This window comes from Cellulosimicrobium sp. GQ32, from assembly GCF_059758455.1.
Map to the genome: position 1 here is coordinate 44,007 of NZ_JCAXEP010000014.1, position 26,204 is coordinate 70,210.

Annotated in this window: 20 protein-coding genes and 1 tRNA gene; 9 read left to right on the plus strand and 12 right to left on the minus strand. The window is 75.5% G+C overall.

All coding sequences use genetic code 11. The annotated features are described in order from the left end of the window. Positions 1-7: 7 nt before the first annotated feature. Complete coding sequence (locus AC6CH9_RS18610) at positions 8-688, minus strand: biotin transporter BioY (protein WP_498156226.1); 681 nt, start codon at positions 686-688, stop codon at positions 8-10. Between the two features lie 356 nt (positions 689-1,044). Here AC6CH9_RS18610 and AC6CH9_RS18615 point away from each other — a divergent pair, with 356 nt between their 5' ends. Next, positions 1,045-1,530, plus strand: coding sequence for an Hsp20/alpha crystallin family protein (locus AC6CH9_RS18615; RefSeq protein ID WP_498156227.1), 486 nt, complete (start codon positions 1,045-1,047; stop codon positions 1,528-1,530). 7 nt (positions 1,531-1,537) lie between these two features. Here the strand turns inward: AC6CH9_RS18615 and AC6CH9_RS18620 are convergent, their stop codons facing one another. The 10 genes from AC6CH9_RS18620 to AC6CH9_RS18665 form a co-directional block, all read right to left on the minus strand. Continuing rightward, positions 1,538-2,458, minus strand: coding sequence for a double zinc ribbon and FHA domain-containing protein (locus AC6CH9_RS18620; RefSeq protein ID WP_498156228.1), 921 nt, complete (start codon positions 2,456-2,458; stop codon positions 1,538-1,540). Next, positions 2,455-3,738, minus strand: coding sequence for a vWA domain-containing protein (locus AC6CH9_RS18625; protein ID WP_498156229.1), 1,284 nt, complete (start codon positions 3,736-3,738; stop codon positions 2,455-2,457). Before AC6CH9_RS18625 ends, AC6CH9_RS18620 begins: the two co-directional genes overlap by 4 nt. 94 nt (positions 3,739-3,832) lie before the next feature. Continuing rightward, a complete protein-coding gene (locus tag AC6CH9_RS18630) occupies positions 3,833-5,158 on the minus strand; it encodes a PP2C family protein-serine/threonine phosphatase (protein WP_498156230.1) in 1,326 nt (441 codons plus the stop codon). Further along, complete coding sequence (locus AC6CH9_RS18635; protein WP_498156231.1) at positions 5,155-7,512, minus strand: serine/threonine-protein kinase; 2,358 nt, start codon at positions 7,510-7,512, stop codon at positions 5,155-5,157. Before AC6CH9_RS18635 ends, AC6CH9_RS18630 begins: the two co-directional genes overlap by 4 nt. Then, positions 7,509-8,615 (minus strand): hypothetical protein, encoded by a 1,107-nt coding sequence (locus AC6CH9_RS18640; RefSeq protein ID WP_498156232.1) that lies wholly within the window; start codon positions 8,613-8,615, stop codon positions 7,509-7,511. Before AC6CH9_RS18640 ends, AC6CH9_RS18635 begins: the two co-directional genes overlap by 4 nt. Then, a complete protein-coding gene (locus AC6CH9_RS18645; RefSeq protein WP_498156233.1) occupies positions 8,612-9,640 on the minus strand; it encodes a glutamate ABC transporter substrate-binding protein in 1,029 nt (342 codons plus the stop codon). Before AC6CH9_RS18645 ends, AC6CH9_RS18640 begins: the two co-directional genes overlap by 4 nt. After that, complete coding sequence (locus AC6CH9_RS18650) at positions 9,637-10,980, minus strand: GlnX family signal transduction membrane protein (protein WP_498156234.1); 1,344 nt, start codon at positions 10,978-10,980, stop codon at positions 9,637-9,639. The genes AC6CH9_RS18645 and AC6CH9_RS18650 overlap by 4 nt, the downstream gene beginning before the upstream one ends. Next, positions 10,977-12,698, minus strand: a complete 1,722-nt coding sequence (locus tag AC6CH9_RS18655) for an AAA family ATPase (protein ID WP_498156235.1) — start codon at positions 12,696-12,698, stop codon at positions 10,977-10,979. Before AC6CH9_RS18655 ends, AC6CH9_RS18650 begins: the two co-directional genes overlap by 4 nt. Further along, positions 12,695-13,267 carry a hypothetical protein gene (locus AC6CH9_RS18660; RefSeq protein WP_498156236.1) on the minus strand — a complete coding sequence of 191 codons (573 nt, stop codon included), beginning with the start codon at positions 13,265-13,267 and terminating at the stop codon, positions 12,695-12,697. Before AC6CH9_RS18660 ends, AC6CH9_RS18655 begins: the two co-directional genes overlap by 4 nt. A 77-nt stretch (positions 13,268-13,344) precedes the next feature. Continuing rightward, the gene (locus AC6CH9_RS18665) at positions 13,345-14,562 is read right to left on the minus strand and encodes a toxic anion resistance protein (RefSeq protein WP_498156237.1); all 1,218 of its coding nucleotides are present in this window, start codon (positions 14,560-14,562) and stop codon (positions 13,345-13,347) included. Between the two features lie 305 nt (positions 14,563-14,867). Here AC6CH9_RS18665 and AC6CH9_RS18670 point away from each other — a divergent pair, with 305 nt between their 5' ends. Together AC6CH9_RS18670 and AC6CH9_RS18675 are read left to right on the plus strand one after the other, a co-directional pair. Further along, positions 14,868-15,608, plus strand: a complete 741-nt coding sequence (locus AC6CH9_RS18670) for an SDR family NAD(P)-dependent oxidoreductase (protein ID WP_498156238.1) — start codon at positions 14,868-14,870, stop codon at positions 15,606-15,608. Positions 15,609-15,619: 11 nt separating this feature from the next. Further along, positions 15,620-16,021: a PPOX class F420-dependent oxidoreductase gene (locus AC6CH9_RS18675; protein WP_498156239.1), complete on the plus strand. Its 402-nt coding sequence runs from the start codon at positions 15,620-15,622 to the stop codon at positions 16,019-16,021. Between the two features lie 5 nt (positions 16,022-16,026). On the opposite strand, the gene AC6CH9_RS18680 is transcribed toward AC6CH9_RS18675, so the two are convergent. Continuing rightward, positions 16,027-16,102, minus strand: a tRNA-Arg gene (locus AC6CH9_RS18680). A 133-nt stretch (positions 16,103-16,235) separates the two neighbouring features. Here AC6CH9_RS18680 and AC6CH9_RS18685 point away from each other — a divergent pair. The 6 genes from AC6CH9_RS18685 to AC6CH9_RS18710 all read left to right on the plus strand — a co-directional run bounded on the left by AC6CH9_RS18685 (position 16,236) and on the right by AC6CH9_RS18710 (position 26,127). After that, a complete protein-coding gene (locus AC6CH9_RS18685) occupies positions 16,236-17,918 on the plus strand; it encodes a GTPase (protein ID WP_498156240.1) in 1,683 nt (560 codons plus the stop codon). Further along, positions 17,915-19,501, plus strand: coding sequence for a P-loop NTPase family protein (locus AC6CH9_RS18690; RefSeq protein ID WP_498156241.1), 1,587 nt, complete (start codon positions 17,915-17,917; stop codon positions 19,499-19,501). The genes AC6CH9_RS18685 and AC6CH9_RS18690 overlap by 4 nt, the downstream gene beginning before the upstream one ends. 44 nt (positions 19,502-19,545) lie before the next feature. Next, complete coding sequence (locus AC6CH9_RS18695; protein ID WP_498156242.1) at positions 19,546-20,247, plus strand: single-stranded DNA-binding protein; 702 nt, start codon at positions 19,546-19,548, stop codon at positions 20,245-20,247. 136 nt (positions 20,248-20,383) lie between these two features. After that, the gene (gene ettA / locus AC6CH9_RS18700; RefSeq protein WP_047233192.1) at positions 20,384-22,066 is read left to right on the plus strand and encodes an energy-dependent translational throttle protein EttA; all 1,683 of its coding nucleotides are present in this window, start codon (positions 20,384-20,386) and stop codon (positions 22,064-22,066) included. Positions 22,067-22,300: 234 nt separating this feature from the next. After that, a complete protein-coding gene (locus AC6CH9_RS18705) occupies positions 22,301-24,343 on the plus strand; it encodes a dynamin family protein (protein ID WP_498156243.1) in 2,043 nt (680 codons plus the stop codon). Then, a complete protein-coding gene (locus AC6CH9_RS18710; protein WP_498156244.1) occupies positions 24,340-26,127 on the plus strand; it encodes a dynamin family protein in 1,788 nt (595 codons plus the stop codon). Before AC6CH9_RS18705 ends, AC6CH9_RS18710 begins: the two co-directional genes overlap by 4 nt. Positions 26,128-26,204 lie beyond the last annotated feature (77 nt).

Here is a 26,204-nt window from a genome sequence, read left to right on the forward strand (position 1 = left end):
GCAGGTGTCAGGAGGAGAGGGGGTCGGTGGCCGCGGGGCGGCCTGTGGGGCGGCCCGACCGTCGCGCGGCCGGGTAGGCCCGCACGACGCCGACGGTGATCGCCGCGGCGGCCAGCGCCTTGAGGACGTCGCCGGGCACGAACGCGAGAGAGAGCTGCGCGGTGGTGGCGAGCGGCACCCCTGTGACGAGCGACTGGACCGGCACGCCGAGCGCGTAGACCACCGCGACCCCGCCGACGAGGCACGCGACGAGCACGCCGACGAACGTCACCCGGCGCAGCCGGTCGACGAGCCGGCCCACGACCGCCGCCCCCACGAGGAACCCGACCAGGTAGCCGGCGGACGGGCCGACGAACGCCCCGAGGCCGCCGCGTCCGCCCGCGAGGACCGGGAGTCCCGCCACCGCGAGCGCGAGGAACGTCGCGACGGCGAGCGCGCCGCGCCACGCACCGAGGATCGTGCCGGCGAGCATGACGCCGAGCGTCTGGAGGGTGATCGGGACGGCGTTCCCGAACAGCGCGACCGAGCCGGGCATGCCCAGCGCCGCGATCAGCGCCGCGAACGTCGCGACGCGCGCCGCGTCCCCTGCGTCGAGGGCGAGCGGTCCGCGGGTCCCTGCCGGCGGGACCGGGGTCGTCGTGGTGGTCCGGGGCGTCTCGGAGGTCGTCCCGGTCGAGGCGTCGGTCATGGCGCTCCCTGCGTCGTCGTGGCGGGTCGGTGCTCGACCCGTCGTGGCCACGTCCACTCTCCCGACTCGGGGCGCCGCGCGACGACGGGGGCACGGACGACCACGGGGGCGCCGCGTGCATGAATCGCACAACCGGTTGGAGGGTTCCCCCAACAGGATCGCGCCGACAGGAAGTCGATCCGGAGGACGTCGACAACCGCGCTCCGTCGGACCCGGGAACGGTCCGCGACGACCTCTTGGCACTCTGCGGGGGAGAGTGCTAGAACAGTCGTGTAGCCGCCCGTGAGGTGCCTACCTCGCGGGAGCACCGACCGGTCCCGGACGGTCCGGGACCGACGACGAGGGAGGTGAGAGGTGTGGCTGCGATGACCGATCCGTTCACGACCACCTTCGACGCGATGGACCGGCTGGTCGGCCAGCTCGCGTCCGGGGCGCGCGCGACCGCCGCGTCGGCGTCGGGCGGCATGCCGCTCGACCTGTTCCGGGCGGGGGACCACTACGTCCTGACGATGGACCTCCCGGGCGTCGACCCGGGGACGATCGACGTGTCCGTCGAGGACCGCACTCTGACGATCCGCGCCGAGCGCAGCCCGCGGACCGACCCCGACGTCCAGTGGCTCGCGCGCGAACGGCCCTCGGGGACCTACGCGCGCCAGCTCACGGTGGGGCGCGGGCTCGCGCTCGACAAGATCTCGGCGTCGTACGAGGACGGGGTGCTGTCGTTGACCATCCCCGTCGCGGAGGAGGCCCGGCCTCGCCGGATCGAGGTCGCGCACCGCGCGGGCGGGGGTGCGGCGACGCAGATCACGGCCGAGGCCGAGCCCCGGGCGAGCGAGGGCTGAGCCCGGCTCAGACCTCGCCCGGGAGCGCCTTGCGGACGACGAGCCGCGTCCAGGCGCCCAGGTAGATCCGGTCCCCGTCGGACAGCTCGCGTCGCTGCCCGGCGGGGACCGGGTCCGTCGGCAGCGGTTCGCCCGCCGGGCTCACGTAGGTCCCGTTCGACGACTGGAGGTCCTCGACCCACCACCGCTGACCGTCCGTGCTGAGCTGGCAGTGCCGGCGCGAGACGCCGGTGTCGGCGCCGCAGTCGACCTGCGGGTGGATGCCCCGCGACACCGACGGACGCCCGACGAGCACGCTGCGCTCGCGCAGCACGACGAGGCCCGGCAGGCCCGCCGAAGGCATCGGGTCCTCGGGCTGCTGCGCCGTGTACCAGTCGGGGTCGATCCAGATCTCCACGACCCACTGGTCCGGGCCGGGGACCGGAGGTGTCGGCAGGTGGGTGCCCGACGACGCGGGCTCGCCCGGAGCGGCCGGCTCGCCCGCGGCACCCGCCTCGGGTGCGGTGGGCGTGGCCGCGGCGGGCAGCGGGGTCGACGACGGCGCCGGGGTCGCGGCCGAGGCCGGGAGCGGGGGCGGCGTGGCCGAGACGGGCGTGCCCGAGACGGGGGGCGCGGGCGGCGTGGGCCGCGACGGCGGGTCGAGCGAGAGCGCGGACGGCGGGTCGACCGGGTCGGGCAGGGCGCCCGTCGTGAAGTCGTAGCCGCAGTTCTCGCAGAACAGCGCGCCGCCGGGGGCGGGGGACCCGCAGTTCGGGCACGGGACGGGCTGGGTCGTCGCGGCCGCGGCCGGGGCGCCGCCCGGCGTGTCCGTCGCGCCGCTCGGGGCGGACGTGGCAGGGGTCGACGCGGCGCCGATCGGCTCGCCGCACACGTCGCAGTAGTCGGTCGACTCGGACGGGTGCCCGTTGGGGCAGACGACGGCGCTCACCGGCGGACCCGGGTCGTCTTCGTCGAGGCGGTGTCGAGCGCCATCTCGTCCAGGGTCGAGGTGTTGCGCTTGAGGCGCACCGTCCCCTGCTCCTCGTTGTCGATGTCGACGACCTTGCGCAGCCGCGACGTCGCCTCCTCGTTGCCGGTCTGCTGGGCGAGCTGCACGGCGCGCCCGAGCTTGACGGTCGCCGTCGCCTCGTCGCCCGACGCCTTGGCCGCGAGGCCCTCCTGGATGGCCGCGGCGAGCTCCGTCTGGCCCGTGTAGTGCGCGACCTCGGGGTTGATGCGCGTGGTGAGCGACTCGTCGTCGGACCACTTGGCCTTGACCAGGCCGGACGAGACGACCTCGCCGTTGACCGCGAGCTGGACGCGTGCCGCGAGCTGCTCGGAGCCGACCGGCTTGGACGCGACGCGCACGGCGACGTGGTAGTCGCGCGACTCGTCGCCCCACGAGCCGGTCGGGTAAGCACCTGTGAGCGGGTTGACCTCGGCACGGCGGTGGGTGAGGTCCTCGACGGTCGGTGCGACCTGCCGCACGAAGAGCACCTGGGAGCCCTGCGGCGCCCAGACGCGGAGGTCGGCCGAGGCCACTCCGCGGGCCATGGAGGCCTGCATGAGCCTCTCGAAGTCCGCGGCGATCTCGTTCGGGTCGGCGATGAGGCCGACCGAGCCGAGCAGCGCGGTCGAGATCTCGCGCAGCTCGTCGACCTGCCAGCGCGAGCCGACGCCGCGCGCGTCGCACTGGAAGTGCCCGGTGACGTCGCGGACCGCGGCGGAGAGGTTCGCGCGCGGCTCCGACTCGTTCTTGCCGTCCGTGAGGAGGATCGCGTGCCGCTGGGTCGCCTGCGGCACCGTCGCGAAGAGCTGGTCGGCGAGGCGCAGCCACGTGCTCATCGCGGTGCCGCCCCCGGGCGTGAGCATCGAGATCGCGCGCTTCGCCTCCGCGCGCGCGCCCGGCTCCATCTGGACCATCGCCATGCGGGCGTTGGGGTAGGGGAAGACGCGGTTGGCGACATGGCTGCCACCGACGATCGCGAACCACGTGCCGTCGAGGATCTGGTCCACGGCGACCTGGGCCGCGTGCTTCGCGGCCTCCATGTTCCGGCCCGACATCGACCCGGACGTGTCGACCATGATGATCTCGGCGACCCCGCCCGCGCCGCCGACGCTCCCCGCGCTGCCGGCGCCCGTGCACGTCACGGTGACGATCGCGTGGACGTCCGTGGCGCCCTCGGACAGGAACTCGTTCTGGTAGACCTCGGCGGCGAACTCGGCCATGGGGGCTCCTTCGGTGATGCGGGTATTCGTGCAGGCTATCGGGTCGTGGGCGGCTCGCGCGTGGGTGGGGCGGCACCGCGGCGCGCGGCCCGCGTCAGGTGGTGGGGATCGTCGTCTCGAGGTCCGGGTCGAGCTCCGGGGAGTCCGGGTCCGAGGACCGGTCGAACCGCGCGAGCGTCGCCGTGATGTTGTCGCGGCCGCCCTGGGCGTTCGCCCAGTCCACGAGGGCGCCCGCCACCGTCTGCGGGTCGTGGCCGACCCGCTCCTGGGTGGCGTGGAGCAGCGCCGCGAGGTCGGCGGCGGGCGAGCAGTAGTTCCACAGGCCGTCGGAGCACACGAGCACCCAGCCGTCGCGGTCGGGGAAGGTCGCGGCCGTCCGGGCGACGGGGTCGGGGGCGTCGGGGCCGAGCCAGCGCGTGATCGCGTGGGCCTGAGGGGAGTTCTCCGCCTGGGCGCGGGGGATGCCCTGCGCCATCATCTCCTGCGCCCACGAGTCGTCGACGCTGAGCTGGTGCGCCTCGCCCGTGTCCGGGATCCAGTAGGCGCGCGAGTCGCCCACCCAGCCCGTGACGACGAGCGGGCCGTCCACGACGGCCGCGACGAACGTGCACGACGGCGGGTTCTCCCGGTCGGCCATCGCGCCCACGGTCGTCAGGATCGCGTCCTGCGCGGCGCGCGAGGCGTCCCCCACGAGCGCCGACCAGGCGGCGACCCGCGCCGTCGGCTCGCCGACGACGGGGGAGGTCCCCTCCGGGGCGCCTGCGGCGAGCACGTCGCGTGCCGCCCGCGCGGCCGCGAGGCTCGCGACGTCGGAGTCGGGCGCGGAGGAGACGCCGTCGCACACCACGAGCGCGGCGAACGCCCGGGCCGCCACGGCGGACGGGCTGGCGGCGAGCGCCATCGCGTCCTCGTTGCGCGAGTGGCGCACGCCGCGGTCGCACACGCCGGCGACCCAGGTCGCGGGCCGCTCTGCCCAGTGGTCGCGCTCGGAGGCGGCCGGCTCGCCGCACTCGGTGCAGTACCCGTCCTCGGCGACGCGGCCACCGCAGCGCACGCACGGCCGGGCGTCGGGGTCCGGCGCGCCGTCGGGCGCGGCTCCGCCGCTCAGCGGGGAGCCGTCCGTGGGCGCGGCGGGGTCGTCCGGTGGCACGAGCCGTTCCGCCTCGGGACCGGCCGACGCGTCTCTCGTCGTGGCCCCGCCCTCCGGGGCGCCGGCCCGGGGGAGCGGGGCGAGCGGCGTGCCGCACGCCTCGCAGAACCGGGCCCCCTCGGGCGACGGCTCGCCGCACGCGGGGCACGCGAGCAGCGCGGGCGGTGCCGGGACGGCCTGGCCGGGGACAGCCACATCGGGCACAGCCTGGTCGGGCGCCGCCTGGTCTGGCACGGCCTGGTCGGGCACGGGTGCCGGGGCGTCGGTCATCGGACCGTCCACCGTCGCACCTCGTTCGCGCGGTCGACGAGCGTGATGCGCTCGTCGCGCGAGTCCGTGAGCGACGCGAGCTCGCGGTACGCCCCCTCGAGGGCGTCGCGCAGCGCGGGCTCGTCGGCGGGGACACCAGCGATCCGCGTCGTCGGCTCGGGCCCGGACCGCGTGACGGTCTCGAGCGCGGAGCGCAGCACGCCGACCGAGAGCTCGGCCCGCTCGCGCGGCGCGATCGAGACCGCGGCGACGCTCGCCATCGCGTCGGCGAGCGCGGGCAGCCCCCGGCCCGACTCGGCGAGCAGGTGTGCGCGCAGGGTGCGGGACTCGACGTACGACCCGCGCGTCGGCCCCACGAGGTCGAGCGCGTGCAGCGCCCCGTCGAGGTCGCCGCGCGCCTCGCGGATGCGCATGAGCCCGAACGCGGCGGGCGCCGTGTAGTTGGCGTCGGTGCGGGCGCAGATCACGTAGAGCGACTCCGCGATGTCCGGCTCACCGCTCAGCTCGCAGGCTGCGGCGAGCGCGAGCTTCGGTGCGAGCTCGCCGGGCACCTGGCCGTAGACCGCGTTGAACGACGCGCGCGCGGCGACCGGGTCGCCCTGCGCGAGCTCGCCGAGGCCCCCGAGCCACGCGGCGCGCCACTCCCACGGGTCGTCCGCGAGGATCGTGCCGATCGTGCCGCGCAGCACGTCGAACCGGCCCGCCTCGATCGCCGCGCGGGCGCGCGCGAGGTGCACCTCGACCGTGTCCTCGGGCGCGTCGGCGAGCGCGGCGAGCCGCGCGTCCGGGTCGACGACGTTGACGCCGGCGAGCCAGCTCGCCATCGGGTCGTGGTCGTCGCGGCGCAGCGTGGGGAGCTCGTCCCACGCGAGCGGCCTGGCCGCCACGTCGGCGACCGGCGCCTCGAACAGCACGGAGGCTGCCGAGTGCAGCGCCGGGTTGCCCGGGCCGGCGTCCGCGGCCACGACCTCGCGCAGCACCCCGAGGAGCTGGGTGCGCATCTCGTCGGCGGTCGCGAAGCGGTCCGCCGGGTCGAGCGCGCACGCCTTGGCGAGCAGCCGGTAGAACGAGTCGTACTGCTGGAACACCGGCGTGTCCGCCACCGGGGGCAGCGACGCGACGTACGTCGTCGTGTTGCCCCGGAAGTCGAGGACGAGCGTCGCGAGCGTGCGGCCGATCGTGTAGATGTCGGAGGCGACCGACGGGCCGACCTCCGCCACCTCGGGGGCCTGGTACCCGACGGTCCCGAAGATCGCCGACGTGAGGTCGTCGCTGCGTCGCACGCCGCCGAGGTCGATGAGCTTGACGCCGTCGCCCTGCTGGATGACGTTCTCCGGCTTGAAGTCGCAGAACAGCAGGTTGTGGTCGTGCAGGTAGGCGAACGCGGGGAGGATCGCGAGGACGTAGGCGAGGGCCTGGTCCACCGGCATCGGGTCGATGACCCCGTTGTTGGTCTCGCGGCGCTCCTGGAGGATCTCCTTGAGCGACTCGCCGCCGACGTACTCCATGACGGTGTAGCCCGCGCCGTCGTGCATCGCGAAGTTGTAGATCTCGACGATGAGCGGGTGCTCGACCTCCGCGAGGAACTGCCGCTCGGAGATCGCGGCCGCGTAGGCGTCCGGGTCGCCCGAGTTGAGCAGGCCCTTGAGCACGACCCATCGGCCCGACACGTTCTGGTCGCGGGCCAGGTAGATCCAGCCGAGGCCGCCGTGCGCGAGGCAGCCGACGACCTCGTACTGCCCGCCGACCAGGTCGCCCGGCTCGAGCTGCGGCGTGAAGTCGAACTTGGTGCCGCAGTGCGGGCAGAAGCCGGACGTGCGGCCGGGCTGGCCGTCGCGACCGCGGCCGACCTTCTCGCCGCACGCGGGGCAGAACCGCTTGCGCTCCGCGACCTCGGGCACCGCCATGACGGACTGGAGCGGGTCGCGCGCGGGGACGGACGGGACGGTGGTGAGCCCGGCGCCGAGGCCGCGCCCGCGCAGGCGCGTCGAGGACGTGCCGACACGTCGCGTCGCCTTCGAGCCGGTCGCGGCGGTGCGCGCCGAGCCGAGCGCGGCCGTGGCGAGCCGGCTCGAGCTCGTGCGGCCCGTGCGGGTCGAGCGCTCGGCGTCGGGGTCCGCGCCCGCGGCCGACCCGGTCCCGGGACGGCCCTGGACGAAGCCGGTCCCGAGCATCGCGGACGGCGACGCGGCGGCGGCCGTGCCCGGCGCCGGCGCGCCGGTGGTGCCGGTCGAGGTCCCCGTCGGCGTGCCGCCGGAGCCGCCCGCGGGCGCGCCGCAGACGTTGCAGTAGCCGTCCTCGATGGTGCCCGGGCAGCCGGGCTCCGAGCACGGGACGGTCGCGGTGGTGGTCACGACGACGCTCCTTCCGGGGTGGGCAGGTCGCGGGTGAGGAACTGGTACTGCTCGACGAGGAAGCGGGCGAGCGTCACGTCGCACGGCACGGCCTCGACGGCCTCGCGGGCCTCGCTGAGGCCGGAGCGCACGGTGGGCGACGCGGACCGTCCGTTGGCCTCCGCCTGCGCGGCGAGCCGCTCCAGGCTGTAGCGCAGCTCGGCGCGCTCGCGGAGCGGGCGCGTGTAGGCGTCCTCGACGGTCTCGACGGCGCGCGCGACGGTCGTCAGGCGCGCTGCGTAGGCGTCGAGCTCGAACCGTGAGTCCGGGACGGGGCCGAGGCGGGAGACGTCGGGGACCGCGAGCCGCGGCGGGTGCGCGATCTCGCGCCGGCAGCGGGCGACGAGCTCGCGCAGCGCGGGCTCGCGGGCCTCCAGCGCGTCGCGCTGCTCCTCGGTCCGTGCGCGGTCGCGGCGCAGCTCGCGGCGCTGCGCCGACGCGACGATGAGGTCGCGCTCGGCCCGCGCGACCTCGGTCTCGAGCTCTGCGAGGGGGCCCGAGACGTCGGCCCCGCGCGCGGCCTGGGCGACGAGGTGGTCGAGGCGCCCGCGCAAGGTCTCCACGCGGCCTCGCGCGTCCGCGTCGGAGCCGGCGAGGTCCTCGCAACGCACGAGCTCGGCGCGCACGCCGCGCAGGCGCGCGACCTGGTCGGCCGTGTGCGGGTCGAACGACAGGCGCGTGCGGAGCTGGACGACGAGCGCGTCGCACAGCTTCACCGCCTCGACGAGCGAGACGAGCGCCGCGCCCGACCCGGAGTCGAGACGCCCCCAGACGAGCTGGGAGATCTTCTCGCGCGCGACGGCGTCGGCCCGGCCCGAGTCCCAGACGGGCCGGATCTCGTCCGCGCGCGTGCGGATCGCCTGCCAGAGCGAGAGCGCGAGCACGAGGTCGGCCGTGTAGACGTCGGGCGTCGCGGCGGCCTGGGCGGCGGCGTCGAGCCGGTCGAGCTCGGTACGCCGCTCGTCGAGCCAGGTCTCGAGCGCGGCGAGGTACGCCAGGAGGTCGGCGGCGGGTATCGCCTCGCCGAGCCGTCCCGGCGCCTCGGGTGCGGTCGTGCGGGTCACGGCGTGCGGCCGTACACCGCGGTCGGCGGGGTCGGGGCCGGGCCGAGCCCGCCGAGCCACTCGCCGTAGATCGCGGCCCAGCGCCCGTCGGACTTCATCTGCTCGAGCACGCCGTTGACGAACCGCACCATGTCCACGTTCTGTGCGGGGACGCCGATGCCGTACGGCTCGTCGCTGATCGCCTCGCCGACGACCTTCGCGTACGGGTCCTGCGCGGCGAAGCCCGCGAGGATCGTGTCGTCGCCCGTGATCGCGTCCACCTTGCCCTGCTGGAACAGCACGAGGCACTGCGTGTGGGTCGTGGCCGGGACGGGCTCGATGCCGGAGAACTGCTCGAGGCGCGTGAGCGTCGTCGTGCCCTCGGGCGCGCACACGCGCTGGCCCTCGAGGTCCGCGATGCCGCCGGCGGTCGAGTCCCGTGAGACGAGCACCTTCTGGCCCGCGTGGTAGTACTCCGCCGAGAACGCGATGGACTCCCACCGCTCGCAGTTGATGGTGAACGCGCGGGCGACGAGGTCGACGTCGCCGTTCTCGAGCACCTCCAGCCGCTGGCCGGACGTGATGACGCGGAACTGGAGCCGGTCGGGGTCGCCGAAGATCGCGCGCGAGATCTCGTGCAGCACGTCGATGTCGAAGCCCTCGATCTGGCCCGACAGCGGGTTGCGCGCGCCCATGAGCAGCGTGTCGGCCGAGACGCCCACGACGAGCGACCCCCGGTCGCGGATCGCGGCCATCGTGCTTCCGCCGGGCAGCGAGTCCGGACCGGGCAGCGCCCCCTCGGGCGCGTAGGACGCGAGTGGGTCCGCGCACTCCGCGGGGGCGGCGGGCGCCGCCGGACCCTCCTGGGCGGCCTCGTCCTGCGGAGCCTTGGTGAGGCGGAGGTCGTCCGCGCCGGACGGTCCCGAGCACGCGGCGAGCGTGAGCGCCGTGGCGAGCGCGGCGGCGACGACGCCGGTGCGGCGTCGACGGGCACCGGCGCGCCGGTCCCGGACGGGCCGGTCGGGGGTGGCGAGCGTCGTGGTCACCGGTACTCCTCCAGTCGTGCGGTCACACCGCGCCACGCGAGCAGGGCGGCGATCAGGCCCGCGACCAGCAGGAGCCAGCCCGCCACGGTCGCGGTCGTCGCCGCGCCGTCGAGGCGCTCGCTCGTCGCGGCCGCGTTGGTCTCGATGTCGTCCCGCGCGGACGCGGAGAACGCGTCGAACGCGGCGTTGGGGCTCTCGGGGTCCGTCGCCGTGGCGAGGGCGACGGCCTCGTCCCACCGGCCCTCGTCGTCGAGCGCCCGGATGTCCGCGTGCCGGGTCACCCACGCGTCGAGCGCCTGGGCGGTCGACCCGTCGAGGATCCCCTCGGACGCCGCGGTGTCGAGCCGCGACGTGGCGTCGTCCGTGGCGGTGACGAACGCCTCCTCGTACGCCTGCCCGGATCCCCGCTTGATGAGCGTGAACGCCTCCATCGACTTCGCGTCGTTGGCGAGCGAGTACGCCTGGGACGCGGCGAGCGTCGCGGCGTACGGGCCGGTGCGAACGTCCTGCGCGCGCGAGCTCGCCTGGGCCAGCAGGACCGTCGACACGATGCCGACGACGAGCACGACGGCGGTGGCGACCGCGAGGCCGACGTTGAGCACGCGGTGCGTGCGGCGTGCGAGCCAGACCTGGCTCACGACGAGCACCGCGAGCGCGACGAGCCCGCCCGCGAGCACCCACAGCGCGTTGCGGACGCCGGAGAAGTCCGCGGCGACGCGGTCCGCGTCGTCGAGCACGACCTCGTCGAGCGCGGGGAGCATCTGCTCGCGCAGGATGGTCGACGCCTGGTCGAGGTACGCCGAGCCGACCGGGAAGCCCTGCCGGTTGTTGGCGCGCGCCTGCTCGACGAGGCCGGTGTAGACCGTGAGGTCGGCCGCGACCTGGCCGAGCAGCTCCGCGTCGCCCTCGTTGCTCCCGGAGAGCGTGGCGAGCCCGCTGGCGGCCTGGTCGACGAGGTCGTCGTACCGGGCGCGCTGGTCGGCGGGCTCGAGGCCGCCGACGAGGAACGCGCCGGTCGCCGTCGCGTCCGCCGCGACGAGGGCGTTGCGGACCTCCTGGACCCCGACGAGCTGCGCGGTGTCCTCGCTCGCGGCCTCGAGCGCCCGGGACTGGACGCTGCCCGCCTGGAAGCCGAGCACGCCGAGCGCGACGGCTGCCAGCACGCACAGCGCCATGACGAGCCGCAGCTTGCCGGGCGTGCGGCGGAGCGCGCCGCGAGCGCGGGAGACGCCGGCGCTCGGTGCTCCGCTCGGGGTGCCGGCCGGGCCGGGCGCGCCCGGCGCAGGGCCTCCCGCGGGGACGATCTGCTGGCCCGCAGGGCGGACCGGGGTGGTCGTCATGCGTTCTCCTCGGCGGTGGAGGGGGCGGTGGCGGAGGCGTCGTCGGACGCGACGTCGGGGGACGGCGCGTCGTCGACGGGCGCGTCCGCGACCGGGGCGTCGTGCGCGGCGTCGTCGGACCCGGGCGGGTCGAGCGTGGCAAGGAGCGCAGGGGCGCCCTCGCCGTCGACGACGTCGACCGGCAGCAGGAGACGGAGCTCGTCGATCGTCGGCGCCTCGGTGTCCTTGAGGCGCCACGCGTGGCGCGCGATCGCGGCGTCGAGCACGTTGCGCGCCCAGCGCGCGTTGCCGAAGCCCTCGGTGCGCGGCTGCGCCGCGGCGAGGCGCACGAACACGTCAAGGGCCTCGGGCGTGGGCTCGAAGTCGGACTTCGCCGCCATGCCCGCGAAGATGTCGCGCAGCTCGGCGTCGGCGTAGTCCTCGAACGTGATGGTCGTGGAGAACCGCGACTCGAGGCCGGGGTTCGTGGCGAGGAAGTCCGCCATCGGCCCGGGGTAGCCCGCCACGATGACGACGAGCTCGTCGCGGTGGTCCTCCATGTCCTTGACGAGCGTGTTGATCGCCTCGGCGCCGTACTGGTCCTCCGCGAGCCCGTACGCCTCGTCGACGAACAGCACGCCGCCGAGCGCGGTGGCGACGACCTCGGAGGTCTTCACCGCGGTCTGGCCCAGGTAGCCCGCGACGAGCTCGGAGCGGTCGACCTCGACGAGGTGCCCCTTCTCGAGCAGCCCGAGCGCGCGGTAGATCCCCGCGACGAGGCGGGCGACCGTCGTCTTGCCGGTGCCCGGGTTGCCGAGGAACACGAGGTGGCGCGTCAGCGTCGGGCGGGTCAGCCCCGCCTCGGTGCGCAGCTTCTCGACGCGCAGCAGCTCGGTCTGGCGGTGGATCTCGTCCTTGACCCGTGCGAGCCCCGTGAGCGCGTCGAGCTCGGCGAGCAGCTCCTCGATCGAGCGGGGCGGCTCCTCCTCGACCGCGGCCTCGGTCGTCGTGGCCGCCGCGGGCTGCGTGGCGGTGGCCCCGGCGCCTCCCACGGGTGCACCGGCCGGCGTCGTGCCCGACGGCGCGGCGGGCGTGCCGGGCGACGCCGCGGTCGGGCGCGCGCCGAGCGCGTCGAGGATCGACTCGACGGACGGGACCTCGGGCGCAGGCCGGCGCAGGGCGTCGAGCGAGCCCTGCGCGGCGAGCAGGTCGCCGAGGTCGAACGGGTCCGGCCCGCCCGTCGCCGAGCGCGCGGCGGCCGGGCCACCGGCGGCCGGCAGCGTCGTCGGGCCTGACGGCGCACGACCGGCACCTGGGAAGGGTGCCGGCACCGGGGCACCGCCCGACCGCTGCACCGCGGCGGTGGCCGCGGCGGCCCCGGCCACGTGCGGGCCGGGGGAGCCGAGGTGCCCGGCCGCGCGTGCGACGTCGGCGAGCGCCTGCCCGTACGCGGCGGCGTGCTTCGAGCGGGCCGTGCCGAGCGCGGCGAGCACGTCCGTCGGCGACGTGCGCCAGCGCCGGGCGCTCGACGCGGCGGTGAAGAACGCGCCCGTCGCGGCGGGGTCGTGCCCGAGCGCCGCGAGCCACGCCGCGGGCGCCCCGGGGGAGGACTCGGCGACGGCCGCCGCGAGGCGCGCGCCCTCGTCCCGCGCCGCCTCCTCGTCCACGCCCGCGGCGCGCGCCGCGGCGTCCAGCGCGTCGAGCGCCGCCGCGAGGCTGGGGGTCACCGGGCCGGTCATGGTGCCTCCAGTCGTCCGGGCTCCGAGGGCGGGCCGCTCGGCGGCTGGGGCGTGCCCTGGCCCGCCCCGGGGTCGAGCGCGATCGACGAGTCGCGGAACTTCTCCGCGAGGAACGCGCCGTGCGCGACGAGCGCGGCGGCGTCGGCACGCGAGACCGCGTCGGAGATCTTGTCGAGCGTGACGCCGAGCAGGTCGAGCTGGTCGCACAGCAGCATGAGCGACGTCTTGCCCTGCGCGACGACCCGCCGGTCGGCGAAGTCGCGCGGCAGGCGCAGGTACGCGCCGACGGCCTCGGGCAGGTAGCTCGTGGCCGTCGCGACGACCGTGTGCGCCTGCTGCGACCCGCCGCCGAGGCGGTCGAGGCGGGGCACCATCTCCTCGACCGTGCCGGTGATGCGGTGCACGCGCGCCGTGACGGCGGGCGGCACACGCCCCTCGATCTGCTGCTCCACGCGCTCGACCGAGGCGAGGATCTCGGCCGACGTCGGCGGGGCGGGCAGCTCGAGCGCGGGCTCGGGCGCGGGGGACCGGCCGCCGAGGCGGCCGATCACGTCGGAGAACCAGCCCATCTAGCTCGGGGTCCGATCTGTGGTGCGGGGAGCGGCGGTCACGCCGCCGGAGGACGGAAGGCGTACGTCGTCAGGGTTCACAGGCGCCCGATGTCGAGCGAGCCGTTGCCGACCTGCGACTGGTCCGAGCGGCGCGCGCGGTCGAGGTACTCGTTCGCCTTGGTCGTCTCGGTCTCGAGCACCCCGATGGTCTGCGCCATCGAGTCGAGCGCCTGCGTCTTGAACGTCGAGATCGAGTCGAGCGTCGCGTAGATGTTGGCGAACGCCTGCTGGAGCTGCGGGAGCCCGACCGTCGCGCTCGCGGCCTGCTGCTGGATGCTCGCCGACTGGTCGGCCAGCATCTTCGAGGTCGAGGCGATCATGTTCGACGTCGTCGTGTTGAGCGCCGTGATCTGGTCCAGCACGAGCTTCTGGTTCGCGAGCGCCTGCGCCACGATGACGGCCGTGCGCAAGGCCGAGACCGTCGTCGTCGTCGCGCGGTCGACGCCCTTGATGAGCTCGACGTTGTTCTTCATGATGATGTCCATCGCGAGGTAGCCCTGGATGGACACCGCGAGCTGCGTGAGCAGGTCCTGGTGCTTCTGGCGGACGTAGAACAGCACGTCCTCGCGCAGCGCCTGGGCCCGCTCGGGGTCGCTCGCCTCGAGCTCGGCGATCTTCGTCGAGAGCTCGGTGTCGAGCCGCTCGGCGATGAAGATGTACTGGTTGAGGCGCGCCATCGAGTCCCAGAGGTTCTGCTTCTCGAGGTTCAGGGCGGCGTTGTCCTTGCGGAGCTCGTCCTGGCCGTTGTAGAGCGACTGGACGATCGCGTTGAGCTGCTTCTGCGAGCTCTCGTAGCGGCGGAAGTAGTCCTGGAGCTTGCCGCCGAACGGGATGAGACCCAGGAACTTCTTGCCCACGCTCGCCTCGCTCGGGTCGAGGTCCTCGACCGTGCGGCGCAGCTCGAGCAGCGACTTGCTCACCTTGGAGCTGTCGGAGACGCCGCCCTCACGGAGCTCCTTGACCGGCATCTCCAGCATGCGGTTGGACACGTCGGCCGCGGCGCGGATGTCCTTGTCGCCCATCTTGCGGATGTCGTCGGCCTTCGCCGCGAAGTCGGGCGAGCGCGTGTCCGTCGCGAGGAGCTGGTCGAGGTAGGAGGAGACCTTCGACTCGAGGCCCGGGATGGCGGCCTCGTCGACGCGCGGCGCGAGCGACGGCGCCTGCGTGGCGGCGACCGGCTTGACGGGCTCCGGGGCGCTGAGCGTGAGCGTCTCCGTCGGGGCGGGGGGCTGGAGCGGTGCTGCCTCGGTCATGTCGGTCCTTCGCTCGTGCGTGCCGTCGGACGCCGTCGGTGGCGGGTGGGGGGCGGCCCTCGCGAGCTCCCCCTCGACCCGGGCGAACCGGGCGGAACCGGCTTGCGCCGGTCGGCCGAGTATATCTACGGCGGGTGGCCTGATCTTTACCCTTTCCGGGGATCGGGAGGGTGAGAACTCCCCATGCCAGACCCAACGTCCGGGCGGCCGATGAGTTCCGCCCGCCCGCGGCGTCGTCCGTGTGCGAGAGCCCGCCGCGCGCCCCGCCCGAGGAGGCGCGTGCGCCGCCGACGAAGGGAAGAGAGATGCAGCTCGCCGGGAAGAACGCGGTGGTCTACGGCGCCGCCGGGTCGATGGGGTCGGCGGTGAGCCGCGCGTTCGCCGCCGCGGGTGCGCGCGTCTTCCTCGCGGGGCGCACGGCCGCCACGCTCGACGCGCTCGCGGAGGAGATCCGCGCCGCCGGCGGGCAGGCGCACGCCGCCGTCGTCGACGCGACGGACAAGGAGTCGGTCGACGCGCACGCGGCAGGCGTGGTCGAGCAGGCGGGGAGCCTCGACGTGTCGTTCAACGCCGTCGCCTACGACGTGCTCCAGAACGTCCCGCTCGTCGACATGGCCCTCCAGGACTTCGTGGCGCCGATCGTGTCCGCGACGACGACCCACTTCCTCACCGCGACCGCCGCGGCGCGGCACATGGTCGCCCAGAGGTCCGGGGCGATCGTCATGCTCTCGTCGACGGCCGCGCGGGAGTCGCGGCACGAGATGGGCGGGTTCAGCCTCGCGTGCGCGTCGATCGAGACCCTCGCGCGCAGCCTCGCCGGCGAGGTCGGCCGCCACGGCGTACGCGTCGTCGGGCTCCGGCCCAACTTCACGCCAGAGACCGTCGGCGCGTCGGACGACGACCTACCCATGCTTGTGAAGGACACGCTGCTCGGCCGCCTTCCCCGCCTCTCCGAGGTCGCCGGCACGGCCGTGTACCTCGCGTCCGACGCCGCGGGCGCGACGACGGGGGTCGTCGTCGACCTCTCGTGCGGGGCGATCGTGTGAGCGCCGGCCCCGTGCCCGGACCCGCCCACGTCCCCGAGGCAGCCCGCGCGCTCGTGGCCGGCCCGCACGTCGCGCACCTCGCGACCGTCCTGCCCGACGGCGGCCCGCACGTCGTGCCGCTCTGGGTCGGCTGGGAGGGGGACCGGCTCGCGTTCCTCACCGGCCCCGGGTCGCGCAAGGCCCGCAACCTCGCGCGCGACCCGCGCGTCGCGGTGTCCCTGACGGAGACCGGGAACCCGTACGTCATGGCGACCCTGCGCGGGCGCGTCGTCGAGGTGCTCGACGGCGATGCGGGCTGGGCGGTCGTCGACCGCCTCTCCGTCCTCTACACCGGCGGCCCGTACCCGCGCGGGGAGGAGCGGCACGCCTACCTGGTCGAGATCGACCACGCGACGGCGCCGTCGTTCGGCTGAAGGAGTGGTGCCCCGAGCAGGACTCGAACCTGCAACCTACGGATTAGAAGGCCGTTGCTCTATCCATTGAGCTATCGAGGCGCGCGCCCATCGTAGTGGGCGCGGGGCATGCTCGGGAGGTGGAGGCCGTGGTGACGGACGTGCAGGTGGCGTGGTCGCGCGTCGTGCGGCGCGTGCGTTTGGCGGGGCCCCCGGCAGCCGTCACTATGAACCAGTGAGAACCCCAGACGCCGCCACGAGCGACGCGAGCCCCGCCGCGCCCGGCCGGTCGCCGGGCTCGTGGAGGCCCGCGCAGGCGACCGAGGAGCTCGGTGTCACGGTCTACGACGTCGCGCGCGACCTGCGCCGCGACGTGGCGGATGTGCGCCTCCCGCTCGCGATCGATGGCGCGGCGGAGTCGGACGCCTCCCGGCGCCGGCTCCTCACGCAGCTCGACGAGCACCTGCTGCCGCGGCTGCGCGAGCTGTCGTCGCCGGCGATCGTCGTGATCGCGGGCTCGACGGGTGCGGGCAAGTCGACGCTGTACAACTCGCTGCTCGGCGAGGAGGTGTCGCAGGCGGGCGTGCTGCGGCCCACGACGCGCGAGCCGGTCCTCGCGTTCAACCCGCTCGACGCGGACGTGATCGTGGAGGGCCCGGTGACGCGCGTCGCGCGCGTCGTCGACCACGACGGCGTCCCGCGCGGCACGGGCCTGCTCGATGCCCCGGACCTGGACTCGCTCCTCTCGGAGAACCGGGACACCGCGAGCCTGCTGCTCGAGGCGGCGGACCTGTGGCTGTTCGTGACGACCGCGTCGCGCTACGGCGACGCGCTGCCGTGGCAGGCGCTGTCGCGCGCGAAGGAGCGCGGGGCGAGCGTCGCGATGGTGCTCAACCGCGTCCCGCGCGAGACGCTGACGACGATCCGCGGCGACCTGCTCCAGCGCCTGCGCGACCACGGCATGGACGGGACGCCGCTGTTCGTCGTGCCCGACGTCGGGCCGCACGAGGGGCTGCTCGACCGTTCGGTCGTGGCGCCGGTGGCGCGCTGGCTGACGATGCTCGCGGGCCCGGACCGGTCGCGCGCGGTGATCGTGCGCACGCTCAAGGGGGCGCTCGGCGCGCTGCCCGCCTGGGTCACGGGCGTCTCGGACGCGGTGGAGCAGCAGGTGGAGGCCGCGGCCGACCTGCGCTCGGCGGCGGAGAAGGCGCTCCCGGCCGTGCGTGACGCCGCGCGGCAGGCGGCGCTGGACGGTGCCGTCGCGCACGGGTCGCTCGAGGCGCGGTGGGCGCAGGTGACGGGCGCGGAGCGCGTGGACCGCGTCAAGGTGCGCGGCGGCGTGGTCCGGTCGTCCAAGCGACGCGGACGCGCGCGCGACCTCGTGCTCGCGCCGCTCCTCGAGGAGACGCGCGACGCCGCGCACCGCACGCTCGCCGCGAACGGCGTCCTCGCCCACGAGGCGCTGCGTGCCGCGCTCGACGGGGACCGGCCGCTGCCGGGCGCCGCGGACGTCCTGCCGACGGAGGAGGACGCCGCGGCGCGGCGCGAGGCCTCGGCGACGACCCAGGTGCTCCAGTGGTCCCGGCGGGCTGAGCAGGTCGTGACCGAGCTCGCTGCTCCGACGGCGAGCGAGCCCGCGCGGGCGTCGGTCAAGGCGTTCGGCGAGACCGGTCTGGCTGCGTTGCTGCTCGCGGGCGCCGCCGGGAGCGACGACGCGGCCCGCCTCGTGCGGACCGTGCTCGCCGACACGGGCGACGACGCGCTCGCGGCCCTGCGTGACGACCTCGCCGACCGGGCCGCGACCATGGTCGAGCGTGAGGCCGAGCCCGTTCTCACCGCGCTCGCCGACCCCGCCCTCGCCGCGGACGCCGCCGTCGGGCTGCGCCTACGACTCGCCGAGCTGAGGAGGCTCATGTGACGTCCCACGACGCCCAGCTGCGTGCCCGGGTCGACGACCTCGCGCGCGCGGTGGACCTCGCGGGGGACCGCCTCGACCCCGTGGTCGCGGCCCAGGTGCGCGACGCGATCGGGGGCGTGCGCGAGCGCCTCGCGCTCGGCGTCGACCACACGGTCGTCGCGCTCGCGGGCGGCACCGGGTCGGGCAAGTCGAGTCTGTTCAACCGCGTGTCCCGGCTCGACTTCGCGGACGTCGGCGTGAAGCGCCCGACGACGGCGCGCGTCACGGCGTGCTCGTGGAGCGGCGCGGCGACGGCCCTGCTCGACTGGCTCGCCGTGGACCCCGAGCGCCGGATCACGCGCGACGGCGAGCTCGACGCCGAGGACGAGGCGGCGCTCGGCGGCCTCGTGCTGCTCGACCTGCCGGACCACGACTCGATCGAGCCGGCGCACCGCGACGTCGTCGACCGGGTGCTCCCGCTCGTCGACCTGCTCGTGTGGGTCGTCGACCCGCAGAAGTACGCGGACGACGCGCTGCACTCGGGCTACCTCCAGAAGTCGGCGGGGCTCGAGGGGTCGATGGTCGTCGCCCTCAACCAGATCGACACCGTCCCCGAGGCGCGCCGCGCCGCGCTCGTCGAGGACATGGGGCGGCTGCTCGAGGAGGACGGGCTCGACGGCGTCTACGTCACGACCGTCTCCGCGCGCACGGGCGAAGGGTTGGACGAGCTGCGGTCGCTGCTCGAGCAGGCCGTCGCGCGCCGCAGCGTCGCCGCGAGCCGCGTCGCGGGCGAGCTCGACCGGGCCGGTGCGCTGCTGTTGGAGCAGCTCCCGGGGGACGTGCCGTGGACCATGAGCACGGCCGTCGAGGAGGAGGTCGACGCGCTGGCCGACGCGACCGGCCTCGCCGCCGTCGCAGGCCAGGTCGGCGCGGCGGTGCGCAACGGCTACGGCCGCCCCGAGTTCTCGCCCCCGCAGCCCGACGCCGTCGCGCTCTCGCGCTCGCGCTGGCTCGCGCGCGCGGGGCGGTCCCTGCGACCGGGGTGGCAGAAGGCGCTCGACGACGCGGTCGCGCCGTCGGGCAAGGTCGCGGAGGCGACGCGGTCCGCGCTCGCGAAGATCCCCCTCGACACGCGCGGGCCGTCGTCGTCGCGCCCCACGCGGCGCGGCGCGTGGGCCGCGCTCGCGGTCGGGGTCGTCGCCGGCGTGCTCGCCGTGCTCGGCTCGTTGCGCGTGCTCGACCTCGGACGGACGCTCGTCACGGTGTGCGCGATCGTCGCGGCGGTGGCCGTGCTCGGCGCGGTGGTCGCGTTCCTCGTCGCGCTCCAGGTGCGCCGCACGCTCGCGCGACGCCGCGAGCAACAGGTCCTCGCCTCCGGCCGGGGAGCGATCGAGCGGGTCGTGCAGGACGCCATGGGCAAGCCGACCCAGACGCTCCTCGACACCCACCGCCAGGTCCGCGAGCTGGCGCAGTCCGCCCGGGACAAGGCGCCGGCTGCGCCGCTCACCGGGGCGCTACGGCTACCCACAGGCCCGGGTCTCGCGGACCCGTCCACAGGCGAGGGCACGACGACGGACGGCGCGGCCGCTCCGACAGCACCCTGAGACGGTGGCCGGGACCAGCCCGGCCGCCGACCTCAGGAGGAACCATGCCCGGTGACGTCACGGTCACGCTGTCCGGATTCGTCGCGACCACGCCCACGCTGTTCCGCTCGCAGTCCGGCAACGACTTCACGAGCTTCCGCATCGCCCAGACACGCCGCTACCTCGACCGCGAGCGCGGCGAGTGGGTCGACGGCCGCACGCTGTGGTTCACGGTCAAGGCGTGGAAGAACGTCGCGCGCAACGTCGCGCTGTCCCTGCACAAGGGCGACCCCGTGGTGGTCACGGGGCGGCTCTCGCTCGACGAGTGGGACGGCCCCGAGGGCCCGCGCACCAGCCTGGTCGTGGAGGCGACGGCGCTCGGCCCCGACCTGACCCTCGGCGAGGCCCGGTTCGCGCGCACGGTCCACCGGCGCGAGGACGACGGCGCGCGCCGGGCCGAGGCGACCGGCGTCGCCGCGTCCGGGACCGTCGGTGGCGGCGGCGGGGCGGACCGGGGGGACAGGGCGCGCGGCGGACCGGGGGCCACGGGGCACGACGGCACCGCGTTCGACGGTGGGCCGCTCGACGGGCGCGTGCTCGACGACCCGTGGACCCTCGCGGACGCCGGCGCGGCGCTCGCGAGCGCGTCCGACGAGGAGTCCGCGGCCGACAACGGGGCCGACCCTGAGACGGTGGCCGACTCCGACTCCGACTCCGACTCCGGCTCCGACGTCGACGCCGAGACGGGCGCGCTGTTGTCCGCCTGAGCGGGGGACGTTCGGTTGGTGCCGCGGCCCAGGCGGGTCGCGGCGCCGTCGGGCGCGCCCGGGCGGCCCGACCGCGTAGGCTGAGTGGTCGACGAATCCCGTACCTCTCCCGACCGAAACGGTGGAACGACAGGCTGTGGCTGAGTTCATCTACTCCATGTACAAGGCGCGCAAGGCGCACGGAGACAAGGTCATCCTCGACGACGTCTCCCTGAACTTCCTGCCCGGCGCCAAGATCGGCGTCGTGGGCCCCAACGGCGCCGGGAAGTCCACGATCCTCAAGATCATGGCCGGCCTGGACACGCCGTCGAACGGCGAGGCGCGCCTCTCCCCGGGCTACAGCGTCGGCATCCTGCTCCAGGAGCCGCCGCTCAACGAGGAGAAGACGGTCCTCGGCAACGTCCAGGAGGCCGTCGCGGACATCCTCGCCAAGAAGCAGCGCTTCGACGAGATCTCCGCGCTCATGGCGGAGCCTGACGCCGACTTCGACGCGCTCCTGGCGGAGATGGGTACGCTCCAGGAGGCCATCGACGCCGCGGACGCGTGGGACCTCGACTCCCAGCTGGAGCAGGCGATGGACGCGCTGCGCTGCCCGCCGCCGGACGCCGACGTGTCGGTGCTCTCCGGTGGTGAGCGTCGCCGCGTCGCGCTGTGCAAGCTCCTGCTCGAGAAGCCGGACCTGCTGCTGCTCGACGAGCCGACGAACCACCTGGACGCCGAGTCCGTGCTGTGGCTCGAACAGCACCTCGCGACGTACCCCGGAGCGATCCTCGCGGTCACCCACGACCGGTACTTCCTCGACCACGTCGCGGAGTGGATCTGCGAGGTCGACCGCGGGCGCCTGTACCCGTACGAGGGCAACTACTCGACCTACCTCGAGAAGAAGGGCGAGCGCCTCCAGGTCCAGGGCAAGAAGGACGCGAAGCTCGCCAAGCGTCTCAAGGAGGAGCTCGAGTGGGTCCGGTCCAACGCCAAGGGCCGCCAGACCAAGTCGAAGGCCCGACTCGCCCGCTACGAGGAGATGGCGGCCGAGGCGGAGCGCACGAGGAAGCTGGACTTCGAGGAGATCCAGATCCCGCCGGGCCCGCGCCTGGGCAACGTCGTCCTCGAGGCGTCGAACCTCCAGAAGGGCTTCGACGGCCGCCAGCTCATCGACGGCCTGAGCTTCACGCTGCCGCGCAACGGCATCGTCGGCGTCATCGGCCCGAACGGCGTCGGCAAGACGACGCTCTTCAAGACGATCGTCGGGCTCGAGCCGCTCGACGGCGGCGACCTCAAGGTCGGCGAGACGGTCTCCATCTCGTACGTCGACCAGTCCCGCGGCGGCATCGACCCCAAGAAGACGCTGTGGGAGGTCGTGTCCGACGGGCTCGACTTCATCAAGGTCGGGAACGTCGAGATCCCGTCGCGCGCGTACGTCGCGTCGTTCGGGTTCAAGGGCCCGGACCAGCAGAAGCCCGCGGGCGTGCTGTCCGGTGGTGAGCGCAACCGCCTCAACCTCGCGCTCACGCTCAAGCAGGGTGGCAACCTCCTGCTGCTCGACGAGCCGACGAACGACCTCGACGTCGAGACCCTGGGCTCGCTGGAGAACGCGCTGCTCGAGTTCCCCGGCTGCGCCGTCGTCGTGTCCCACGACCGGTGGTTCCTCGACCGGGTCGCGACCCACATCCTCGCGTACGAGGGCACGGAGGAGGACCCGGCGAACTGGTACTGGTTCGAGGGCAACTTCGCGTCCTACGAGGAGAACAAGGTCGAGCGCCTGGGCGCCGACGCGGCGCGGCCGCACCGCGTCACGTACCGCAAGCTCACGCGCGACTGACGTCGCGACCTCGGTCGACCACGACGCCGGGCGGGACACGTTCCCGCCCGGCGTCCGTGCGTCCAGGGCAGGGTGGCTCCGGCGCCGGCTGGGGGAGCGAGTCGCGAGCGCGAGATCGACCTGGGCGCTCGAGATCGACCTTCGGAGGGCCGATCTCGTGCCGGGCGGGTCGATCTCGTGCGGCGGCCCGTGTCACACCGGGCCTGACCAGCGGCGTTCCGGCAGACTGGCGGGATGACGGCCAGCGGTGACCCCGGAGACGACGCGGTCCGCACGGGCGCGTCCGCCGGGGACGCCGTGGCGCGGGACGGCACCACGACGGGTGGTTCGGTCGCCGCGGGCGCCGCGGCGACGGCCGGGCTCGTCGAGGCCCTGGAGATCCTGCGCGGCCGGCTCGCCGCCGCGCGGCTCCCGCTGGATCTCCCGGGCGCCGCGGCCGCGCGCGAGGACCTCGACCTCGCGGTGCACCAGCTCGACGACTACCTGCTACCGCGCCTGCGCTCGCACGCCGCGCCGCTGCTCGTCGTGGTGGGCGGGTCGACCGGCGCAGGGAAGTCCACGCTCGTGAACTCCCTGCTCGGCGAGCACGTGTCGGCGCCGGGCGTGCTGCGTCCGACGACGCGCGCGCCCGTCCTCGTCCACCACCCGCTCGACGAGCGGTGGTTCTCGACCGACCGCGTCCTGCCGGGCCTCGCGCGCGTGAGCGAGCACGGACCGCGCGCGGGCGCCGACGTGACCGCGGGCGGGACCGCTCCCGCGGTGCAGCCCGACCCGACGCGCACGCTCCGGCTCGTCGCGAGCGACGCGCTGCCGCAGGGTCTCGCGCTCGTGGACGCGCCCGACGTCGACTCCGTGGAGACCGCGAACCGCGAGCTCGCCGCCCAGCTCCTCGCGGCCGCGGACCTGTGGCTCTTCGTCACGACGGCCGCGCGCTACGCCGACGCGGTCCCGTGGGACCTGCTGCACCGCGCGGCGGAGCGTCGTGCACAGGTCGCGATCGTGCTCGACCGGGTCGACCCCGGCGCCGAGGCCGTGGCCGACGACTTGCGCCGCATGATGGACGAGAACGGCCTGGACGCCGCGCCGCTGTTCGCGGTGGGGGAGTCCGAGCTGGTGGACGGCTTCCTCCCGGAGCCCTCGGTCGCGGAGGTCGCGTCGTGGCTGTCCGCGCTCGGCGCGGACGGCGACGCGCGCGACCGGGTCGCGACCGCGACGCGTGACGGGGTCGTGGACGACCTCGTGCGCCGGGCCGCGCTCGTGGCGGGCGCGGCCGACGCCCAGGCGACGTCCGACGCGCGGCTGCGGGCCGTCGTCGGGCGCGCGTACGACGAGGCCGCCGCGACCGTCGACGCCGCGACGAGCGATGGGGCGCTGCTGCGCGGCGAGGTGCTCGCGCGCTGGCAGGACTTCGTCGGGACGAGCGAGCTGTTCCGGTCCGTGGAGCAGGGCGTGGGGCGCGTGCGCGACGCCGTCGCGGCGTTCTTCCGCGGTCGTCCCGCGCAGGCACCGCAGGTCGAGCAGGCGATCGCGCACGGGCTGGAGGCCGTCGTGCTCGACGCGACCGACGCGGCCGCGGAGCGCGCCTACGGCGGGTGGCGCGCCGACCCGGCCGGCACGGCCCTGCTGGACGGGCTCGACCTGTCGCGCTCGTCGGCTGGCGTGCGGGCCCGGGTCGCCGAGGAGATCCGGGGCTGGCAGTCGGACGTCCTCGACCTCGTGCGCGAGCAGGGAGCGGGCAAGCGCGGGGCGGCGCGTGCGCTGTCGTTCGGGATCAACGGGCTCGGACTGAGCCTCATGGTCGTGGTGTTCGCGTCGACGGGTGGCCTCACGGGCGCGGAGGTCGGCATCGCCGGCGGGACGGCGATCCTCGCGCAGAAGCTGCTCGAGGCCGTGTTCGGCGACGACGCCGTGCGTCGCCTCACGCGGACCGCGCGCGAGCGCCTCGCCGAGAGGGTACGGGCCGTGCTCGACGACGAGGCCCGGCGCTACACGGCCCAGCTCGACGCGCTCGGTACCGCCGACGCCGACGAGACGGCGCGCTCCGTGCGCGAGGCCGCGCGGGCGGTCGAGGCGGCGGCGCGCGTCGAGCGCTCCGCGCGAGGCACGGGCCCCGACGCGGGACGCGCCGCGGTCGGACGGCACGCCGCGCGGCTCCTGCGCGGTGCGGGATGGCGTGCGGCGGAGGACGAGCCGGTCGCCGCACCGGGCGAGGACGGGCCGGAGCCTGCGCCGCGCCCCGGGTTCTGGCGACGGCTCCTGGGCGGTGAGCGCGCATGACGATCGACCTCGCCGCGCGCACGACCGCCCTCGAGACCGCCGTCCGCGCGGGCGAAGGGCGCGTGGACGCCGCCCTGCTCGCCGACGCGCGCACCGTCGTCGCCCGGGCCCGCGAGCGTGCGGGCCTCTCGGCCGACCACACCGTCGTCGCGCTCGCCGGCGCGACGGGCTCGGGCAAGTCGTCGGTGTTCAACGCGCTGGCCGGGGCAGACCTGGCGGCGGTCGGGGTCCGGCGTCCGACGACGTCGCACCCCCTGGCGGCCGTGTGGGGCGCCGGCGCGGTGACGCACCCGGCGAGCGGCACCCTGTCCGGTACCACGCCCGGCGCGGCCGGGGCCGGAGCCCTCCTCGACTGGCTCGAGGTGCGGCGTCGGCACGAGATGGGCACGCCGCTCACGTCGGGGGACCCCGATGACGCGCGGGCGGGCGGCGGCCTCCGCGGGCTCCTCAAGGGCCGGCGAGCCGCAGAGGTCACGAGCGGCCTCGTGCTGCTCGACCTGCCCGACCACGACTCGGTCGTCGTCGAGCACCGCGTGCGCGCGGAGCGTCTCGTCGAGCGCGCGGACCTGCTCGTGTGGGTCGTGGACCCGCAGAAGTACGCGGACGCCGCGCTCCACGAGCGCTACCTGCGCCCGCTCGCGGGGCACGGCTCGGTCGTCGTGCTCGTGCTCAACCAGATCGACCGGCTCGCCCCCGCCGACGCGGACGCGTGCCTCGCGGACCTGCGTCGGCTCGCCGCCGCGGACGGGCTCGGCGACGCGCGCGTCCTCGGGGTGTCGGCACGCACCGGCCAGGGACTGGACGAGCTGCGCGGCCTGCTGGCGGACGCCGCCGCGCGTCGTCGAGCGGCGAACGACCGGCTCGCGGCCGACGTGCGCGCCGTGGCCCGGCGCGTCGCCGCCGCGTGCGGCGAGCCCGTCCCGGAGCGGGCCGCGCGCCGCGCCCGCGACGGCCTCGTGGACGCGCTCGAGGCCGCCGCGGGTGTGCCGACGGTCGTCGCGGCCGTGCGGGGCTCCGCGGTCCGCGACGCGCGCGCCGCGACCGGCTGGCCCGTCACGCGCTGGGTCGGGCGGTTCCGGCCCGACCCGCTGCGGCGGATCGGGCTGCGGACCGGTCCCGCGCCCGGCTCGGCCCGGGCACGCTCCGCGAAGGAGCTCGGAGCGGGCGAGGCGGAGGTGCGCCCCGAGCTCGCCCGGACGTCGCTCCCCGCGGTCGGCGCGGCGCTGCGCGCCGGTGCGCAGACGGCCGTGCGCGACTACGCGGCCGAGGCCACCGCCGGCGTTCCCGACGACTGGGCGCTCGCCGTGCGGCGTCGGGCCGCCGAGGGCGCGACCGACCTCGCCGATGCGCTCGACCAGGCGGTGGCCGGGACGGAGCTCGAGGCGTCGCGGCGCCCCGTGTGGTGGCGCGTCGTGGGCGCGCTCCAGTGGCTCGTGCTCGCGGCGCTCGTCGTCGGGCTGCTGTGGCTCGCCGCGCTGTGGGGGTTCACGTACCTGCGCCTGCCCGAGCCGCCGACGCCGGTGCTCACGCTCGGCGGACCGGGCGCCCCGGAGCTGCCGTGGCCGACCCTGCTCGCGCTCGGAGGAGTCGTCGTCGGCGTCCTCGTCGCGCTGCTCTCGCGCGCCGCCGCGTCCGTCGGCGGGCGTCGCCGCGCGGCCCGGGCCCGGCGCCGCCTGCGCGACGCCGTCGGGCAGGTCGCGGACCGCCGCGTGCGGCTCCCGGTGGGCGAGGAGCTGTCCGCGCTCTCGAGCTGTCGCGCCGCGGCGCTCGTCGCCGCCTCCTGACGACCCGCCCCTCCGCCGAACACGACATGAGGGCCGTCAACATGCCCATGACGACCCTCATGTCGTGCTCGGCGCGG